The 17,655-nt window shown below is 68.2% G+C and carries 17 protein-coding genes; 12 read left to right on the top strand and 5 right to left on the bottom strand.

Annotated features, from left to right (window positions below; genetic code table 11):
* Window positions 1–11: 11 nt before the first annotated feature.
* Window positions 12–1,058 (bottom strand): ABC transporter substrate-binding protein, encoded by a 1,047-nt coding sequence (locus G3O06_RS39820; RefSeq protein ID WP_205819376.1) that lies wholly within the window; start codon window positions 1,056–1,058, stop codon window positions 12–14.
* A 50-nt stretch (window positions 1,059–1,108) separates the two neighbouring features.
* Entirely contained in the window at window positions 1,109–2,281 is a 1,173-nt protein-coding gene (locus G3O06_RS39815) for an LLM class flavin-dependent oxidoreductase (protein ID WP_205819375.1), read from the bottom strand.
* A 455-nt stretch (window positions 2,282–2,736) separates the two neighbouring features.
* On the opposite strand from G3O06_RS39815, the gene G3O06_RS39810 reads away from it, so the two are divergent.
* The 4 genes from G3O06_RS39810 to G3O06_RS39795 are packed head-to-tail and all read left to right on the top strand — an operon-like array spanning window position 2,737 to window position 6,572.
* The gene (locus tag G3O06_RS39810; protein ID WP_205819374.1) at window positions 2,737–3,813 is read left to right on the top strand and encodes an ABC transporter substrate-binding protein; all 1,077 of its coding nucleotides are present in this window, start codon (window positions 2,737–2,739) and stop codon (window positions 3,811–3,813) included.
* Window positions 3,814–3,845: 32 nt separating this feature from the next.
* A complete protein-coding gene (locus G3O06_RS39805) occupies window positions 3,846–4,952 on the top strand; it encodes a PhnD/SsuA/transferrin family substrate-binding protein (RefSeq protein WP_205819373.1) in 1,107 nt (368 codons plus the stop codon).
* Entirely contained in the window at window positions 4,952–5,767 is an 816-nt protein-coding gene (locus tag G3O06_RS39800; RefSeq protein ID WP_174970566.1) for an ABC transporter permease, read from the top strand. The genes G3O06_RS39805 and G3O06_RS39800 overlap by 1 nt, the downstream gene beginning before the upstream one ends.
* A 16-nt stretch (window positions 5,768–5,783) precedes the next feature.
* Window positions 5,784–6,572, top strand: coding sequence for an ABC transporter permease (locus tag G3O06_RS39795; RefSeq protein WP_205819372.1), 789 nt, complete (start codon window positions 5,784–5,786; stop codon window positions 6,570–6,572).
* Here G3O06_RS39795 and G3O06_RS39790 read toward each other — a convergent pair.
* Both G3O06_RS39790 and G3O06_RS39785 read right to left on the bottom strand, forming a co-directional pair.
* Entirely contained in the window at window positions 6,563–7,681 is a 1,119-nt protein-coding gene (locus tag G3O06_RS39790; protein ID WP_205819371.1) for a sigma 54-interacting transcriptional regulator, read from the bottom strand. The genes G3O06_RS39795 and G3O06_RS39790 overlap by 10 nt on opposite strands.
* Window positions 7,682–7,801: 120 nt before the next feature.
* A complete protein-coding gene (locus tag G3O06_RS39785; protein ID WP_174963376.1) occupies window positions 7,802–8,482 on the bottom strand; it encodes a class II aldolase/adducin family protein in 681 nt (226 codons plus the stop codon).
* A gap of 377 nt (window positions 8,483–8,859) precedes the next feature.
* Here G3O06_RS39785 and G3O06_RS39780 point away from each other — a divergent pair, with 377 nt between their 5' ends.
* The 8 genes from G3O06_RS39780 to G3O06_RS39745 all read left to right on the top strand — a co-directional run bounded on the left by G3O06_RS39780 (window position 8,860) and on the right by G3O06_RS39745 (window position 15,804).
* Window positions 8,860–10,143, top strand: coding sequence for an alpha/beta fold hydrolase (locus G3O06_RS39780; protein WP_205819370.1), 1,284 nt, complete (start codon window positions 8,860–8,862; stop codon window positions 10,141–10,143).
* 142 nt (window positions 10,144–10,285) lie between these two features.
* Window positions 10,286–10,576 (top strand): co-chaperone GroES, encoded by a 291-nt coding sequence (locus G3O06_RS39775; RefSeq protein WP_011356207.1) that lies wholly within the window; start codon window positions 10,286–10,288, stop codon window positions 10,574–10,576.
* A gap of 12 nt (window positions 10,577–10,588) precedes the next feature.
* Entirely contained in the window at window positions 10,589–12,229 is a 1,641-nt protein-coding gene (gene groL, locus G3O06_RS39770; protein ID WP_047851824.1) for a chaperonin GroEL, read from the top strand.
* A 179-nt stretch (window positions 12,230–12,408) separates the two neighbouring features.
* A complete protein-coding gene (locus tag G3O06_RS39765; protein WP_174970554.1) occupies window positions 12,409–13,023 on the top strand; it encodes a LysE family transporter in 615 nt (204 codons plus the stop codon).
* A 536-nt stretch (window positions 13,024–13,559) separates the two neighbouring features.
* Entirely contained in the window at window positions 13,560–13,931 is a 372-nt protein-coding gene (locus G3O06_RS39760; RefSeq protein WP_174970552.1) for a DUF6697 family protein, read from the top strand.
* Window positions 13,932–13,989: 58 nt separating this feature from the next.
* On the top strand, window positions 13,990–14,208 hold the full coding sequence (locus G3O06_RS39755) for a hypothetical protein (protein ID WP_241020478.1): 219 nt from the start codon (window positions 13,990–13,992) through the stop codon (window positions 14,206–14,208).
* 132 nt (window positions 14,209–14,340) lie between these two features.
* Window positions 14,341–14,862, top strand: coding sequence for a PTS sugar transporter subunit IIA (locus tag G3O06_RS39750; protein ID WP_205819369.1), 522 nt, complete (start codon window positions 14,341–14,343; stop codon window positions 14,860–14,862).
* A gap of 48 nt (window positions 14,863–14,910) precedes the next feature.
* The gene (locus tag G3O06_RS39745) at window positions 14,911–15,804 is read left to right on the top strand and encodes an acetylglutamate kinase (RefSeq protein WP_205819368.1); all 894 of its coding nucleotides are present in this window, start codon (window positions 14,911–14,913) and stop codon (window positions 15,802–15,804) included.
* A 57-nt stretch (window positions 15,805–15,861) separates the two neighbouring features.
* On the opposite strand, the gene G3O06_RS39740 is transcribed toward G3O06_RS39745, so the two are convergent.
* Window positions 15,862–17,655, bottom strand: a 1,794-nt coding sequence (locus G3O06_RS39740; RefSeq protein ID WP_205819367.1) for a family 2A encapsulin nanocompartment cargo protein cysteine desulfurase, incomplete at its 5' end; no start/stop codon positions are given.

The following is a 17,655-nucleotide window of genomic DNA, read 5'->3' as shown; positions in this document are numbered from 1 at the left end:
GCCGCGGCGCGCTACGCGACCCATGCATGGCGTTGCCGGTCGATGCGCGTGAACGGCGCCGGGTCGATCCAGGCGCGCGCATCGAAATCCTGTTCGAGAAAGCCCCACTCGACGAGGAAGTCCTTGAACGCGACCAGCCCGTCGATCGACGTCTGCGCGAGCCCCGTCTCCAGATGGCGGTGCACGTCCGAACCGTACGCATAGCGCACCCACTCTTCGGATGCGCGCGTCTCGCGGCCGATATAGGCGACCGTCTCCGCCGGATGGCGCGCGGCCCAGTCGCCCGCGCCCACCACCACCGACAGGAAGCGGCTCACGAGATCGGGGCGCGCGTCGATCAGTGCGCGGTCGACGGTCAGCGTGCGCGGCGTGCCGTTGCCGATCCGCACGAGCGGATCGGGGTGCGCGCCGAGATCGATGACGACCTGCGCGTCGATCAGATGCACGGTTTCGAGCCCCTCGACGCCTTTCACGAACACCGCGTCGACCTCGCCGCGCACGAGCGCCGCAATCTCGAGCCCGTACTCGTGCGGGCCGCGTGTGAACGAGGCGGGCCCGGTGCGACGTTCGCGTTCGTCGGGCAGGTCGACCCATTCGGCGTCACCGTGCCCGAGCCCTTCCAGTTCGAGCGCGCTCAGGAAGCCCTTCAGCGCGGCTGCGCGCCAGAAGTCGATGCTGATCGGGTGGCGCGGCAACCCGAGCCGCCGGCCGCGCAGATCGCGCACCGAGCGGATGCCGCGATCGGGCAGCGTGACGATCGCCTGGAATTCGTTGGTCCACGACAGGCCGATCACGCGTGTGTCGGCGCCGCGTGCCCGCGCCCACAGCGCGGGAATGTTGCCGCCCTGCCGGAACGAGTGCGGCAGGCTGTGATCGAAGTGCGATTCGCGCTTGCCGGCGTCGGCCGTCTCCTGCAGCGAATTCAGCGTGATACCTTCCGGCCCGAACTCCTCGTCGAACCAGCCGCGATGCACGGCGATGCCGAGCGCGGTCGGCACCGGGCAGCGCGTGTACCAGAGTGCGTCGCAGGCCGTGGCCTGCGCAGCGAGTGTCGTCATGGTGAATATCCTTGTCGATGTCGTTGGATGGCGCGGCAATGCCGTCGCGCTCATGCGCCGGCCACGCGCAGCGCCGCGTGCGTGCCGCGCGCGTTCAGCGCGCCGTCGACGAGCGGCAGCACCTCCTCGCCCACGCGGTACGCCTCTTCGAGATGCGGGTTGCTCGCGAGAATGAACGTCGAGACGCCGATGTCGACGTATTCCGCGAGCCGCTCGGCCACCTGCTCGTGGCTGCCGACGATCACGCAGCCGGGGCCGCCGCGAATCTGCGACATCCCGGCCCACAGGTTCGGGCCGACGATCAGGTCGTCGAAGTGCTGCGTGTGGCCCTGGTGCAGCGCGAACTGGCGTTTCGCGCCGACCGATTCCGACGACTCGCCGCGCCCGCCGAAGCCGTTGCGCGTCGCGTCGCCCACCGTCGCGAACATCTGCCGCAACTCGGCCCACGCCTGCTCCTCGGTCTCGCGCGCCAGGATGTCGATGCGCATGCCGAAGCGCAGGTCGCGCTCGGCGTTCTGGCGATCGAGCGCGCGGCGCGCCGCATCGATCACCTCCTTCTGTTTCGCGTGCGGCTCGCCCCAGCTCAGGTGAACGTCGCCATGCTTCGCGGCGACCGCGAGCGCGGCGTCGCTCGCGCCGGCCAGGTAGATGCGCGGCGGCTTCTGGCCGTTCAGCGGCGGCAGCAGGCCGCCGGCTTCGACGCGGTAGAAGCGGCCGTCGAACGTGAACGGCTCGCCGGCCGCGACGCCCTTCACGACATCGAGGAATTCGTCGGTACGCGCATAGCGGCTGTCGTGATCGATGAAGTCGCCGTACGCACGCTGGTCGGGGCCGCCACCGCCCGTGACGACGTTCCACTCGACGCGGCCGCGGCTGATCCGCTGCAGGCTCGCCGCCATCTGCGCCGCGTAGACGGGGTGCACGAAATGCGGCTGCAGCGCGATCAGCAGCCGCAGCCGGCGCGTCTCGCGCGCCAGCGCGGCGGCCACGACCCACGGCTCCTCGGTGAAGCGGAAGATCGGAATCAGCGCGCCATGGAAGCCGGCGATATCGGCCGCGCGCGCGACCTGCGACAGATAGTCGATGTAGCCGAAATCGTCGTCGTCGACCTTCGGCGCGACGCGCGATGCGCGCTGGCGATTCCATTCGCCGCGCGTATGCAGGTCGTGTGCGCGCCGGCCGTCGCCATGCATCGGCAGGCGCCACAGAAATTCAACAGCCATCGGGGTTCTCCTGGTCGGGCCATTCGGATTGCGTGCGGCATCGGCGTGCCGCGCGTGTGCTGCGCTGTAAAGCACGCGGTGTGCCAACGCGCTTGCCACAGCGCATGCGCGGCCGCCGGCGAACCTGCCCGGCGCCTTGCACACCGGGCGTCAGCGGCAATCGGATCGCACCCGCTCGCGGTTGCCGATGCCGTCGCGACACGCCCGTATCGCGCTGCTGCGCCGACCACACCGCTGCTGCGCGCGCAACAGCGGCCGACGCGACTGTTGCTGGCGCAACAGGCCATGCATCGGCACGCGCATCGCACCTCCCGCGCGACGCCCGCGCCGCGTGCAGCCGCGCCGTTTCCATTCACTGGCCCGGAACTTGCAACGTTGACCGGCCCGCGCGTGCGACACCGACACCGTGCGCGACCGCGCTTCGACCATGCTTACGCAGAGAGGAAATCTCACCCATGACAGACAGGCCCGATTCGTCATCGGACAAGCAGCAGACGTTCTGGTACGCCCGATCGCCCGTGCCGACGCCGCTCGGCATCGCCGTGCATCTCGGCTGGCTCAACGGCGAAACGTCGGCCGACGGCGTCGCGATCCGCTCGCCGCGCGGCGCCACGCGGCACGACGTGTCGTCGATCAGCGATCACACCCTCGCGCAGTCGTTCCGCCAGGGCGGCAGCATTCCCGCGATGTGGGCGCGCTCGAACGGCGCGAACACGCGCGTGATCGGGCTGTCGTGGGTCGACGAATCGCAGTTGATCCTCGCCCGGCCCGAGTCGGGCATCCGCTCCGTGAAGGCATTGCGCGGGCGGCGCATCGCGATCCCGAGCCGCCCCGACGACCGCATCGACATCTTTCGCGCGTCGGCGCTGCGCGGCTTCGGCAACGCGCTGAGCCTCGACGGGCTGACCACGCGCGACGTCGAACTCGTCGACGTGCGCGCGCGCACGCTGCAGGCCGTCGGCCCGGCGCGCGCGGCAGACCTGTTCGCATCGCCGCACGGTTTTTCGAGCCGCGCGCTGTACGCGGCCGAGGCGGGCGCGCTGCTGCGCGGCGAAGTCGACGCGATCTACGTGAAGGGCTCGACCGGCCTCGAGATCGCGCAGCTGATCGGCGCGCACGTCGTGATCGACATCGGCTTTCATCCGGAGCGCGCGATCCGCAACAACAACGGCACGCCGCGCCCGCTGACCGTCAACGCGGACGTGCTGGCGAATCATCCGGACATCGTCGCCGGCTTCCTGAAGCTCGTGGTCGCGGCCGGCGAATGGGCCGGCACGCATCCCGACGAAACCGCGCATTACGTGGCCGGCGAAACCGCGTCGTCGATCGACTGGGTCCGCGCCGCATACGGCAACCAGCTGCACCGGCACCTCGGCGTCAACCTCGACGACGAATCGGTCGCCGCGCTCGACGACTTCAAGACGTTCCTGCACAACCAGGGTTTTCTGGAAGCCGACTTCGACGTCGCCGACTGGATCGACCCGCGCCCGCTCGCCGACGTGCTGCGGCCGTCGCTGCAGAAACGCGCGTGAGCCCCTTTTTCCGCCCACTGTTCCGGACCATCATGAAACACACGCTCTCCCTCGCGTCGCTGCGCCGCCCGCTGCGTGCGCTGCTTGCCGCGCTGCCGCTCGCCGTGGCATCGCTCGCCGCACCGGCCGCGCATGCGGACGATGCGCCCAAGGTCGTGCGGATCGCCGTCGTCGCCTATTCGAGCGCCGGCAAGACGCAATACGCGGGTGCCTCTGCGCTGATCGACGCAGACAAGTCGCTCGAGAAGGCGCTCGCGGCGCGGCATGTGAAGCTGCAATGGGTGCCGGTGTCGACCGCGGCGGTCGGCACGCTCGTGAACGAGGCGTTCACGAACGGCAGTATCGATTTCGCGGGCTACGGCGACCTGCCGTCGGTCGTCGTCAACGCGTCGGGCACCCGTACGCGCCTGATCGTGCCCGGCGGCGTCGGCAGCAACACGTATCTCGTCGTGCCGGCCGGCTCGACCGCGAAGTCGATCGTCGATCTGAAAGGCAAGCGCATCGCGCTCAATCGCGGCCGGCCGTGGGAAGTCACGTTCAGCAAGCTGCTCGCCGAGAACGGGCTGAAGCTGTCGGACTTCAAGATCTACAACCTCGACCCGCAGGCCGGTGCGGCGGCCGTCGCGGCCGGCCGCGTCGACGGCTTCTTCACGCTGTCCGACGCGTATTCGCTCGTCGACAAGAACGTCGGCAAGATCATCTGGTCGACCAAGACCGCGCCCGACGACTGGAAGATGCGCGCGGAACTGTGGGCATCCGACGATTTCGTGCGGCGCTACCCCGACATCACGCAGCTCGTCGCGACGGCCTACGTGCGTGCCGCGCACTGGATCTCGCAGCCGCAGAACCGCGACGCGTACGTGAAGATCCTGAGCGCGTCCGGCCAGCCGGAAAGCGTCGTGCGCCGCGAATACGCGGACGAGGCGACGCCGTGGAAGGAGCAATGGACGCCGCTCTTCACGCCCGCGCTGACCGGCCACTACCGCGACGTCGTCGCATACAGCCGCCAGGCCGGCCTGACGTCCACGCCGGTCGACGTGAACGCGCTGCTCGCGCCGACGTTCGTGTCGACCGCGCTCAAGCAGCTCGGCCTCGACGGCTACTGGCGCGCCGATGCGGCGCGCGTCGCGAGCCGCTGATGCCGACGCACGCCCTCGCGTCGAACGGCGCGCGCACGCTCCGCCTGCCCGGCATCGCACGGATCGGCGGGCTCGCGCTGTGGTGGGCGACGCCTGTCGCATTCGTCGCGCTGTGGTGGCTCGCGAGCGCGCAGCGCTGGTTTCCGCCGCAACTCGTCGTGCCGCCCGAGCGGCTCGCGGCGACGCTGCGCACGCTGCTCGACACCGGCGAACTCCGTGACAACCTGCTGATTACGCTGCACCGCCTCGTGCTCGGCTTCGCGATCGGCGCGACGGGCGGCGCCGCGTTCGGCATCCTGCTCGCGCGCAGCCGGCTGTTCGCCGACTACCTGCGGCCGACGTTCGACCTGCTGCGGCAGGTGCCGACGCTCACGCTGATTCCGCTGCTGATCCTGCTGATCGGCGTCGACGAGCCGCTGAAGCTCGTGGTCGTCGGCAAGGCCGTGTTCTTCCCGGTCGCGCTGGCCGCGTACACGGGCGTGCACGACGCGCCGCGCGATCTCGTCGAGATGGCGCGGCACTACGGGCTCGGCCGCTTCGCGCTGCTGCGCGACGTGCTGCTGCCGGCCGCGTTGCCGCCGCTGCTGACTGGCGTGCGGATCGCGCTCGCGCGCGCATGGCTCGCGCTCGTCGCGGTCGAGCTGCTCAGCGCCGACAGCGGGATCGGCCAGATGATGGAACTGGCGCGGCAGATGCTGCGCCTCGACGTCGTGCTCATCGACGTCGCGGTGATCGGGCTGATCGGCTTCACGATCGACCGGTCGATCGCGCTCGTGCAACGCTACGCATTGCGCTGGCAAACGCCCGCGCGCTGAACGGACAGGCTTCTGAATGACCTTCGCTACGCCCCTCTTCTCGTTCGCCGCGCTGCGCCGTCGTGCGCGCGGCCTCGTCGTACCTGCCCTGCTGGTCGCCGCATGGCAATACGCATCGTCCGGCGATGCGGCCCATCAATACGCGTTCGTACCGTTTCAGCAGGTTGGCGCCGCGCTCGTCGAACTCGCACGCAGCGGCGAACTCGCGACCGATCTCGGCGCGAGCCTGCGCCGCACGACAGTCGGCCTGGCGGCCGGCGTCGCGTTCGGGCTCGTGTTCGGTGCGGCAATGGCGCGCTCGACGCTCGCGCGCAAGCTCGGCGAGCCCGCGTTCCAGGCGCTGCGCTACGTGCCGCTGCTCGGACTGATTCCGCTGCTGAGCCTGTGGGCCGGCACCGGCGAATTCGCGAAAGTGTTCATCATCGCGCTCGCCGCGTTTTACCCGATGACCACCGCGAGCTTCGACGGGCTGCGCCGCGTCGATCCGCGCTATGTCGAACTCGCGCAGTCGTATCGCCTGACGCGCGTCGGCCTGTGGCGCGACGTGCTGATTCCGGGCGCGCTGCCCGACCTGTTCGCGGGCGTGCTGCAGGCCGTGCCGTTCGCGTGGATCACCGCGACCAGCAGCGAGCTGCTGTTCAACGCGGGCGCGGGTGTCGGCAGCCTGATGCAGAACGCGCAGGCCGGTACGCGCGCCGACGTGTTGCTGGTCTGCGTGCTGGGCGTGACGGCACTCGCCGTCGGCATGAGTGCGCTATGCGAGCGGATCGCGCAGCGCGCGCTGCGCTGGCGCGATCACGCCTGACGGCGCAGCCGCGCGTCGGCGTCGCTCGCGTCGCGCGGCTTCAGGATGCCGAGCTGTGCGAGCCGCGCGCGCACGATGTTGCGCGACTGGTCGAGCAGGCGCGACATGCGCAGCTGGTTGTGCTCGCTGTAGTCGAACACGCTGCGGTAGACGGTGTCCTCGATGTGTTGCCACAGCGCCGGCGTGCCGAGATCCAGCAATTCGATCACCGCGTGGCGCAGCGCATCGGTTGCCTCCGCCACATCGCGCGCACGACGCGGCGGTGCCGCGGCCGCTGCGCGCGGGTCGCCCGCATCGGGCGCAAGCGACAGCGCGGAGAACTGCAGGTCGCTCACGTCGATCGCGCCGCCCGCGCAGATCAGCACCGCGTGGTGGATCACGTTCTCGAGTTCGCGGATGTTGCCGGGCCACGCATGCGCATGCAGCCGGGCGCGCGCGGCGTCCGTCAGCGTCGGCGCGGCTACGCGCAGCCGCTTTGCATAGGTATCGATGAAGTGTTCGATCAGCGGCGCGATGTCGCCCGGCCGCTCGCGCAGCGGCAACAGGCTCAGTTTCACGACGTTGAGCCGGTAGTAGAGATCCTCGCGGAAATTGCCCGCGCGCACCGCGGCTTCGAGATTCACGTTGGTCGCCGCGACGAGCCGCACATCGATCTTCACGGTCTTGCGCGAGCCGACCGGTGTCACTTCGCGCTCCTGCAGCACGCGCAGCAGCTTCACCTGCGCGGACAGCGGCAGGTCGCCCACCTCGTCGAGAAACAGCGTGCCGCGATTCGCGGATTCGAACCAGCCGGGCTGGCTGTTGATTGCGCCGGTAAACGCGCCGCGCTCGTGGCCGAACAGCTCGCTTTCGATCAGCGTCTCGGAGAACGCACCGCAGTTGACCGCGACGAACGGGCCGTCATGGCGCTCGCTCAGCGAATGCACGAGGCGTGCGATCAGCTCCTTGCCGGTGCCGCTCTCGCCGGTGACGAGCACGGTCGCGTCGCTTGGCGCGACGAGCTGGATGCGCTCGAGCAGCACCCGCGATTTGGGATCGTCGAACGTCAGCGCCTTCGCACGGATCGTGATCGCATGCGAAGTCGGGTCCGGCAAGCTGAAGATGGCCATGGCACGACCGGCGTGTTGAACGGGGAAGGTTCGACGATAGCAAGGCGCACGCCGGCCACGAACCAATTCATCGAGCTATCGGTATGACAGCGGCCGGATTGCGCCGGCCACTACGCGATCTCATGCGAGACCGGTCATCTTCCATTGCTGTTCGAGCGCGCCCGGCCCGAACTCGAGCGAGCCGCCGAGCGGTTCCGCGAGCGCCTGGAAATACGCGGCTTCCTCGAGGATCAGGATGTACTTCGATACGTCGAGGATCGATTTTCCCCAGAAGGTCGCGCCACCGTTCGCCTCGATGATCGCCGGCACCTCGGGGTCGCGCCGGATCGTGTCGACGATGAAGCGCGGCTCGCCGGGACGACGATCGACATACACCGGAATCTCGCGGGCGCGCGTGTAGCGCGCGGCCGGCGCATAGCGGATCGGCAGCGGGCGATGCGCGCTCGCCCAGGCCCCGAGGTACGGGCCGTGCACGTGGATCACGACGCCGACTTCCGGCACCTCGCGGAACACGTCCGCATAGCGTGGCCCGTTGCCGCCCGCGCGCGCGTCGCCATGCAGCACGTCGCCGTCGAACGTCACGACGACGGGCTGGATCTCCTGCGACGCGGCCCACGGGCTCGGCGCCGACAGCGCGACGACGAGTTCCGTGCCCGGCACGCGCTGGAACGCCTGGAACGTGTTGGTCGCGGACAGCGTGCGCGTGTCCTTCAGCACGCGCTCGGCCTGCGTGAATTCGCGTGTGGCGCGCTCGACGAATGCCACGAGTTCGCCGCTGTCGATGGTTGAGGTGACGGACATGAGGACGGTTTCCTTGATCGGGTGGAAGGACGGGTTCGCATTGCAGCGCCATAACGCTACGACGCACGGCCTCCGGATCAGCAGCAATCGTGCCAGCCGCGCACTTTCGGTCCGGATGCCCGCACCACGGTGTGTGTGCGCCGCGCTCGATGCGCTCCGTGCGATCCATGCGTATGCCTCTGTTGCGGGAGCAACAGCCCGCCGGCTCCGTTTGCTGCGGAACACGCAGCCGGCGCATGCGTGCGGGACACGCCGTGCGACGCGATCGCCCGTCATGCCTCGCGCCGCGCACACTGGTTCGAAACTTGCGTCGTGGTCGGCCCGCGCCGCGCAATGTCCGGCGCGTCCGATCCGACTTCACCGACACCCATCCGACCATGACGCTCCTCCCCCTGCGCGGCTACACCGCGCGCACGCTGCTGGCTTCGGCGCTCGCCGTATCGTCTCTCCTTTCGCACGCGGCTTCACCCGGCCGCGTTCCTGCGCCGGATCCGTTGCAGGGCGACGGCCGCGTGTCCGCGTTCTACACGTGGGACCGCGACATTCCGGCGACGCCCGGCGTGCTGCTACGCGCCGAGCCGCTTCCGGCCACGCTCGGGCTCGCGAGCGCCGGACGCCAGCTGCGCATCCTCTATGCATCGACCGACGGCGTCGGCGGCCGCACGCCGATCGCCGTGTCGGGTGCGCTGTTCGTGCCGCGCGGCACGCCGCCGGCGGGCGGCTGGCCGATCGTCGCGTGGGCGCACGGCACGTTCGGGATGGCCGACATCTGCGCGCCGTCGTGGTTCGGCCGCTCGTACCGCGACGTGCGCTATCTGAACGCATGGCTTCAGCAAGGGTTCGCGGTCGTCGCGACCGACTATCAGGGGCTCGGCACGCCCGGCCCGAATCCGCAGCTCAACAACCGCTCGAACAGCTACACGCTGCTCGACAGCGTGCGCGCGGTGCTCGGCGGCGTGCCGGGCCTCGCGAACGAGGTCGTGCTCGTCGGCCAGTCGCAAGGCGGCTCGGCCGTGTTCGCGGCGGCCGGCTACGCGAGCGCCTATGCGCCCGAACTCACGATCCGCGCGACCGTTGCCACCGGCACGATCTACAACGCATCGCCCGCCACGCTCGCGTCGCTGCCGAAGTTCGAGAGTGCCTACCGGCGCGATCCCGATCGAGTCGATCCGACTCTCGCGTATCAGTTCTACTCGGTGCTCTCCGCGCAGCAGATCGACCCGTCGCTACGCGCGGACGAGGTGCTGACCGAGCGGGCGTTGCCGATCCTCGACCAGGCGCGCATCAGTTGCCTCGCGTCGCTCGAGGACGACGCGGCACTCGCGCACCTCACGCACGCGAACACCGTGAAGCCCGGCGGCGACGCACGGCTGAAGGCATGGTGGGACGAATACCTGAAGTACCCGACGCTGAAGATCGCCTCGCCTGTCTTCATCGGCGCGGGCGCGGACGACGGGCTCGCGCCGCTCGAACTCGCGCTCGCGAAGGATGCGTGCGCGGCGGGCACGACGGTCGAGGCGCACCTGTATGCGGGCCGCGAACACAACGGCACCGTGAACGCGTCGCTCGCCGATTCGATTCCGTTCGTGAAGCGCGTGCTCGCCGGCGAGACGATCCGCCCGGTCTGCACGCCCGCCGCGCAGCAGGCCGTGTCGCGGTAGCGGGTGCCACGCGCTTTGCACGCCGGCGCGAATGCATTTCCGAATCCGTTATTGGATCGCGCCGCCGCTCATTTTTATACTCGTCAGCACTCTCTGCTAAAGAGTGCCAGCCAATCTCGACAGAACAGCACAGGACGAACAAATGAGCCTACGCCCCTTGCACGACCGCGTGATCGTGAAGCGACTCGACCAGGAAACCACCACCGCATCGGGGATCGTGATCCCCGACAGCGCCGCGGAAAAGCCCGACCAGGGTGAAGTGATCGCCGTCGGCCCCGGCCGCAAGGATGCGGACGGCCAGCGCATCGTGCCCGACCTTCAGGTCGGCGAGCGCGTGCTGTTCGGCAAGTACGCTGGCCAGGCCGTCAAGGTGGACGGCAACGAGTTTCTCGTACTGCGCGAAGAAGACATCGTCGCGGTCGTCAATCAATAACGGAGCGCAATCATGGCAGCGAAGGAAATCATTTTCAGCGACGTCGCACGGGCCAAGCTGACGGAAGGCGTGAACATTCTCGCGAACGCGGTGAAGGTCACGCTCGGGCCGAAGGGCCGCAACGTCGTGCTTGAACGCAGCTTCGGCGCACCGGTCGTCACGAAGGACGGCGTGTCGGTCGCGAAGGAAATCGAACTCGCGGACAAGCTGCAGAACATCGGCGCGCAGCTCGTGAAGGAAGTCGCGTCGCGCACCAGCGACGCAGCCGGCGACGGCACCACGACAGCTACTGTGCTCGCGCAGGCGATCGTCCGTGAAGGCCAGAAATACGTCGCGGCCGGGCTCAATCCGCTCGACCTGAAGCGCGGCATCGACAAGGCCGTCGCGGCGGCCGTCGACGAGCTGAAGAAGATCAGCCGGCCGACCACCACGAGCAAGGAAATCGCGCAGGTCGCGACGATCTCCGCGAACGGCGAGGAATCGATCGGCCAGCGCATTGCGGAAGCGATCGACCGCGTCGGCAAGGAGGGCGTGATCACCGTCGAGGACGGCAAGTCGCTCGCGGACGAACTCGATGTCGTCGAGGGGCTGCAGTTCGATCGCGGCTACCTGTCGCCGTACTTCATCAACAATCCCGACAAGCAGATCGCCGAGATCGAAAGCCCGTACATCCTGCTGCACGACAAGAAGATCTCGAACATCCGCGACCTGCTGCCGGTGCTCGAACAGGTCGCGAAGTCGGGCCGTCCGCTGCTGATCATCGCAGAAGATGTCGAAGGCGAAGCGCTCGCGACGCTGGTCGTGAACAACATCCGCGGAATCCTGAAGACGGTGGCCGTGAAGGCGCCGGGCTTCGGCGACCGCCGCAAGGCACTGCTCGAGGACATCGCGATCCTCACCGGCGGGCAGGTGATCGCCGAGGAAACGGGGTTGACGCTCGAAAAAGCGACGCTCGCCGAACTCGGCCAGGCGAAGCGCATCGAGGTCGGCAAGGAAAACACGACCGTGATCGACGGCGCGGGCGATGCGAAGAACATCGAAGCGCGCGTGAAGCAGATCCGCGTGCAGATCGAGGAAGCAACCTCCGACTACGACCGTGAAAAGCTGCAGGAACGCGTCGCGAAGCTTGCGGGCGGTGTCGCGGTGATCAAGGTCGGCGGCGCCACCGAGATCGAAGTGAAGGAAAAGAAGGACCGTGTAGACGACGCGCTGCACGCGACGCGTGCCGCCGTCGAGGAAGGCATCGTGCCGGGCGGTGGCGTCGCACTGATCCGCGTGCGGCAGGCGATCCGTGAGTTGCAGGGCGTGAACGCCGACCAGAACGCGGGCATCAAGATCGTGCTGCGCGCGCTCGAGGAACCGCTGCGCCAGATCGTCACGAACGCGGGCGAGGAAGCGAGCGTCGTCGTCGCGAAGGTGGCCGAAGGCTCGGGCAACTTCGGGTACAACGCGCAGACGGGCGAATACGGCGACCTCGTCGAATCGGGCGTGCTCGATCCGACCAAGGTCACGCGCACGGCGCTGCAGAACGCGGCGTCGGTCGCGGGGCTGTTGCTGACGACCGATGCGACCGTGTTCGAAGCGCCGAAGGATGCGGCGCCGGCGGCGGCACCTGGCGGCCCGGGTGCGGGTGGCCCTGGGTTCGATTTCTGACGGTACGGCGCGTGTGCCGGTTCGCCGGCATGTGTGCATGCCATACGCAGTAATGCAACGCGTGGCGACGAAAGTCGTCACGCGTTTTTGCATTGGATCGACGAAACAGCGCGACGCGCCGGCCCGCCAGCGCGCTCGGGTAAGATGAAAGCCCGTCCCGTCGCACTGCCCGCCACGCCATGTCGACCACCCTCACCACCTTGCTTCCGCTTGCCGGCGTCCTTTTGCTGAGCGTCGCCAGCCCAGGCCCGAACTTCGTGATCGTCACGTCGACCGCGGTCGAGTCGCGCCGCGCCGGTGTGATGACGGGCCTTGGCCTAGCCGCCGCGTCCGGCACCTGGGCGGCGATCGCGATCGCCGGGCTCAGCCTGCTCGTCACGCATGTCGCATGGGTACACACGGCGCTGCGGCTGGCGGGCGCGGCCTACCTGATCTGGCTCGGCCTGAAGATGATCCTGACCGCGCGCAAGCCGTTGCCCGTTGCCGCTATGGCCGCCGCGTCCGACTGGCACGCCGCGAAGAAGGGCTATGTCGTCAGCATGACGAATCCGAAATCGGTCGCGTTCTACGGGAGCATCTTCGCGCTGATGGTGCCGGCCCATGCGCCGGCATGGCTTGATCTCGCAGTCGTCACGCTGTCGGTGGCGATATCGGCCGCGTGGTATTGCACGATGGCGCTGCTCGCCTCGCACCCGTCGGTGCGCGGGCTGCTGGTCCGTCGCAAGGCCGTGCTCGATACGACGGCCGGCCTGCTGCTGATGGGTGTTGGCGGACGGATGCTCGCCGGACGCTGATAGGCTGCGGTTCCGCTCACACAGGCACACAGGCTTCGAGCCCCCACCGCTTCCCCGCCATGCCGACTGCACAATCCAGCACCTCCGGCAGTGCACGTAGTACATGGCGTCATCCCGCACGGGCCGCGCAGCCTTTACGACCTTTTTACTTGCGCCCGCGCATGCGTTCACTAGAATGTGTTCGCAATCCATCACCGAGTACGCACATGCGCATCCGAAGTCCTCGCCCTCCGAGTTGCTTTTCTGCCTGACAGGCAGGACGCCTGCGTCTCTCTTTTCCCGAGCCACCGTCCTGCCAGCAGGCGGACGGTGCGCGCCGTAGTCCTTCCCGTGCACGCTTGAACATGACGTCGATGCGCTAGCCGCGCATCGCGCGATGCAAGCGTGTGTGCGCGGAAATTCCCGTCACGACGCGCCATCGATCCGCCGCCCCGGCAACGATCGACTGGCATGCCCGTATCCCGCATGTCGATCCAGCCTCATTACTTTGCATACCTGATTTAACCAACGGAAGTTTCCGATACCGGAGCCCGGTCATGTTCGAGATCGACAAGCAGTACACCCGCGAATTCATCCACACCGCGTGCGGCGGCAGCAAGCAGGCGTTCCTGCCGACGAAAAACGGCAAGGTCGTGGCCGCCTGCCTGCGCACGGACCTCAATCCGCACGCGCCCGACGTGATCCTCTGCGACGGCAGCGCGTCCGCGCGAGCAGCCGGCAGGACGCTCGCCGCGCAACGCGATGCGATTCCGGTGTTCATCAGAATGGCAACGGACGCGTACCGCTTCGTCGGCCAGTACGTCGTCAGCGAATCGCTCACCGCACCGCTCGACTGCGCACCGTACGTGCGCAACAGCAGCTTCACGCCCGGGCAGATCTCGCGCGTGCTCAAGCTCCAGCGCTGCTGATACGCATGCAGGGCGCATCGCGCGCCCCGTTCCAGCCATCTTTCAAGGAGGAGCAATCATGCTTGGCCTGACGTTCTGGAAACACGTGATCGGTGCGCGGACCGATGCAATCCGCGATGACAGGGCGGCTGCACACGACCGGCACCGACGGGTGTCGAGAACGCTCGTGCTGACCAGCGCCGCGGTGGCGTTCGCGGCGATTGCGTTCGGCGCGCCGGTCATCGGCATTTCGGTCTTTCTGCTGACGACGCTGCCGTTCGTGTTGTCAGGCACCTGAAGAAGTACGTATCGGGTCCGGTTCCAGCGGCAATCGATACACAATTTTAATACCGGGCCCCCGCGTATCTGACACCGTCTTTACGCGGTTTTGTCTAGGATTTCCCTGTCATCCCGACACGGAGAGATCCGCATGCAAACGCAGCAGGCCGCCGCCGGCGGCCAACCCGACCTTCCCTACCGACGCGGCGGTGCACCGCTCGCGACCCGACTGGCCGACGCCTGTCCGCCGGACAACATCCTGCTCGATGTTCCGGTCGAAAGCCCGATCCAGTTGTTCGACCTTGTCGCGCGATATGTCGAGCGCAGCAGCGGCGTTTCCGCGGAACGCATCAGGACCGAGCTGATCAAGCGTGAACAGCTCGGCTCGACCGGCCTCGGCCAGGGCGTCGCGATTCCGCATGCGCGTGTCGACGGGCTCGGCGCGGCCGCCGCGCTGTTCGTGCGCGCGCTGTACCCGTTCGCGTTCAACGCGCCGGACCGCAAGCCTGTGCACGAATTCATCGTGCTGATCCTGCCGAAAGAAGACGATCGCGCGCATCTCGAACTGCTCGCCGACGCGGCCCGGTGTTTCAGCGACCGCGCGTTCCGGCAGGCATCGCGCGACGCGTTGACGCCCAACGAGATTCACCAGTTGATGCAACGCACGCATTGATGCCGCGCCGTGCGGCGACAGGCACTCCCTTCATCCATTCGGATTCCCATGTTCCCAGACCCTGAAAGTCCCACTCTTACGTCGCGTCGCGTGGCCGGCCTGGCCCGCTCGCTGCCGTTCATGCAGGCCCTGCACGGGCAGACCGTCGTCATCGTCGAAGGCGGCGCCGCGAACGATGCGCGCGCCCGTCAGGCGTTCGCGCAGGATGTCGCGCTGCTCGCACTCACCGGCGTTCGTCCGATCGTCGTCCAGGGGGGGCCGGCCGCGTCCGGTACGCAATCGGTCCACGCCGTTCACGCGGCGATGGCGAGCGTCAATCATGAACTGGTGCGCCTGATCGGCAGCCATGGCGCGAAGGCGATCGGCATCGACGGCCATGACGGCGGCATGCTGGTTGCGGGCGCCGATTCCGACCGCACGGATACGTGCGAAGTCGCACGATTCGACGGCGCCGCGTTGACCGCGTTTCTTGCGAACGGTCTGGTGCCCGTCGTGATGCCGGTCGCTCCGGATGACGCAGGCCATGATCACCTGTTGCGCCCGGAACGGCTCGGCAGCCTCTTCGCGCAGCGCACGGGCGCCGTCACGCTGGTGATGATGGTCGAAAGCGCGTTGCTGCGCGAACTTGGCGAACTCGCCGGGCTGTATGGCATCACCGAACTCGAGCAGTGGCTGGCCGAGCACCCGGCGGCCACCGCGGCGCCCTGCGTGCGGGAAGCGCTCGATGCGCTCGCACACGGCGTGCAGAACGTCCATCTCGCCGATATCGGGCAACCCGAATCGCTGATCGACGAACTGCTGACGGAAGAAGGATCGGGCGTGGTGTTCTGCCGTCGCGGCAACACCGACCTGCTGTCGGAAACCCGCCGCTACTTCGCGGATTCGGCGAGCGTGCTGCGTGACGGCTTCAACGTCGAGCAGAAGCAGGTCGTGCGGTTCTGACTCGTGTAGCAACGGAACGCTTGCGGCGACCGCGAGGGCCGCCGCAAGCGAATGACGTCAACGCCGCGTCGCGAGACGCCGCACGACGCTCACCAGTGCATCGACTTCGTCGCACGTGTTGTAGAACGCGAGCGACGGCCGCACCGTTGCCTCCAGCCCGAAACGCCGCAGGATCGGCTGCGCGCAGTGATGCCCCGAGCGCACCGCGATGCCCTCTTCGTTCAGCGCCTGCCCGACTTCCTCGGTCTCGTAGCCCTTCAGCACGAACGACAGCACGCTCGCCTTGTCGCGCGCGGTGCCGACGAGCCGCACGCCCGGCACCGGCGCGAGCACGCTTGTCGCATACGCAAGCAAGTCATGCTCGTAGCGCGCGATGTTCTCGATGCCGACCCGGTTCACGTAGTCGAGCGCGGCGCCCAGCCCCACCGCATCCGCGATGTTACCGGTGCCGGCCTCGAACCGGTTCGGCGGCGGCTGGAACACCGTACGCTCGAACGTCACGTCCGCGATCATGTTGCCGCCACCCTGCCACGGCGGCATGTCGTCGAGGATCGCGCGCTTGCCGTACACGACGCCGATCCCGGTCGGCCCGTAGATCTTGTGCCCGGAAAACACGAAGAAATCGGCATCGAGCGCCTGCACGTCCACGCGCATGTGCGAGATCGACTGCGCGCCGTCGACGAGCGCCTTCGCGCCGGCACGATGCGCAAGCTCGACGATTTCCTTCACCGGCACGACCGTACCGAGCGCGTTCGACACCTGCGTGACGGATACGATCTTCGTGCGGTCGTTGAGCAGCTTCCGGTATTCGTCGAGCAGCACCTGCCCCGAATCGTCGACCGGAATCACGCGCAGCTTCGCGCCTTTCTGCGCAGCAAGCTGCTGCCACGGCACGATGTTCGCGTGATGTTCGAGATGCGACACGATGATCTCGTCGCCTTCGCCGACGTTCTGCACGCCCCACGTCTTCGCGATCAGGTTGATCGCCTCGGTCGTGCCGCGCACGAACACGATTTCATCAGGCGACGATGCGCCGATGAAACGCCGCACGGTGTCCCGCGCATGCTCGTACGCATCCGTCGCACGGCCGGCCAGCGCATGTGCGGCGCGGTGGATGTTCGAGTTCTCGTGCGCATAGAAGTACGCGAGCCGATCGATCACGGCCTGCGGCTTGTGGGTCGTCGCCGCATTGTCGAACCACACGAGCTGCTTGCCGTTCACGCGCTCCTGCAGGATCGGGAAATCGCGGCGGATCGCGTTCACATCGAACGGCGGGTGCGCGCCGCGATGCAGCTGGCCCTGCGGCTCGGCTGCGTGCGCATCGTCGATGAAGTAACGCGGCACGTCGGCGCCCGACGCGCGTGACACCGGCACGTCGCGATGCACGGCGAGCAGCTCGCGCAGCGCATCGTCACCCGGCAGCCCGAATGCTTCCGGCGATGCAAGACCGTTCGACGGCACCACGATGTCCTGCGGCGTCGCCTGCCAGCCCTGCAGCGAACCGTCGGTGAAGTAGTACGGCGATGCCTTCGCCGCGCCTTCCGGCGCCGGTGCATTCACCTGCGGCACGCCGAGCGCCGCACCGCCGACGCGCGGTTCGAGCGCGGGTGCGATCGACACGGCGTTGTCGGGCAGCCCGTTCTGCGCGGCCGCATGCGGCGCGAGCGCGGGTGCGCGGTTGCCGAGCGACAGCACGTGCGTCGGCGCGGACGGCGCGAGGTTCGCACCGGGCACTTTTCCTTGCGGGAGTGCGAGACCCGGCACGCCGGTGCCCGCGCCGCCCGGCCCTGCGAGCGGCGAGCCGCCCGGTACCGGGTTGCTCACCGACGCGAGGATCGGCGCCGCGGCCGA

Source organism: Burkholderia sp. Ac-20345, assembly GCF_017104825.1.
Classification (GTDB): Bacteria; Pseudomonadota; Gammaproteobacteria; order Burkholderiales; family Burkholderiaceae; genus Burkholderia; species Burkholderia lata_B.
The sequence above is the reverse complement of the archived record's forward strand: the minus strand, read 5'-3'. Positions and strand labels throughout refer to the sequence as shown.

What these genes read in the sequence shown, in the direction of transcription:
- G3O06_RS39820 (WP_205819376.1), bottom strand. Translation starts at nt 1,058, where the DNA reads ATGACGACACTCGCTGCGCAGGCCACGGCCTGCGACGCACTCTGGTAC.
- G3O06_RS39815 (WP_205819375.1), bottom strand. Translation starts at nt 2,281, where the DNA reads ATGGCTGTTGAATTTCTGTGGCGCCTGCCGATGCATGGCGACGGCCGG.
- G3O06_RS39810 (WP_205819374.1), top strand. Translation starts at nt 2,737, where the DNA reads ATGACAGACAGGCCCGATTCGTCATCGGACAAGCAGCAGACGTTCTGG.
- G3O06_RS39805 (WP_205819373.1), top strand. Translation starts at nt 3,846, where the DNA reads ATGAAACACACGCTCTCCCTCGCGTCGCTGCGCCGCCCGCTGCGTGCG.
- G3O06_RS39800 (WP_174970566.1), top strand. Translation starts at nt 4,952, where the DNA reads ATGCCGACGCACGCCCTCGCGTCGAACGGCGCGCGCACGCTCCGCCTG.
- G3O06_RS39795 (WP_205819372.1), top strand. Translation starts at nt 5,784, where the DNA reads ATGACCTTCGCTACGCCCCTCTTCTCGTTCGCCGCGCTGCGCCGTCGT.
- G3O06_RS39790 (WP_205819371.1), bottom strand. Translation starts at nt 7,681, where the DNA reads ATGGCCATCTTCAGCTTGCCGGACCCGACTTCGCATGCGATCACGATC.
- G3O06_RS39785 (WP_174963376.1), bottom strand. Translation starts at nt 8,482, where the DNA reads ATGTCCGTCACCTCAACCATCGACAGCGGCGAACTCGTGGCATTCGTC.
- G3O06_RS39780 (WP_205819370.1), top strand. Translation starts at nt 8,860, where the DNA reads ATGACGCTCCTCCCCCTGCGCGGCTACACCGCGCGCACGCTGCTGGCT.
- G3O06_RS39775 (WP_011356207.1), top strand. Translation starts at nt 10,286, where the DNA reads ATGAGCCTACGCCCCTTGCACGACCGCGTGATCGTGAAGCGACTCGAC.
- groL (WP_047851824.1), top strand. Translation starts at nt 10,589, where the DNA reads ATGGCAGCGAAGGAAATCATTTTCAGCGACGTCGCACGGGCCAAGCTG.
- G3O06_RS39765 (WP_174970554.1), top strand. Translation starts at nt 12,409, where the DNA reads ATGTCGACCACCCTCACCACCTTGCTTCCGCTTGCCGGCGTCCTTTTG.
- G3O06_RS39760 (WP_174970552.1), top strand. Translation starts at nt 13,560, where the DNA reads ATGTTCGAGATCGACAAGCAGTACACCCGCGAATTCATCCACACCGCG.
- G3O06_RS39755 (WP_241020478.1), top strand. Translation starts at nt 13,990, where the DNA reads ATGCTTGGCCTGACGTTCTGGAAACACGTGATCGGTGCGCGGACCGAT.
- G3O06_RS39750 (WP_205819369.1), top strand. Translation starts at nt 14,341, where the DNA reads ATGCAAACGCAGCAGGCCGCCGCCGGCGGCCAACCCGACCTTCCCTAC.
- G3O06_RS39745 (WP_205819368.1), top strand. Translation starts at nt 14,911, where the DNA reads ATGTTCCCAGACCCTGAAAGTCCCACTCTTACGTCGCGTCGCGTGGCC.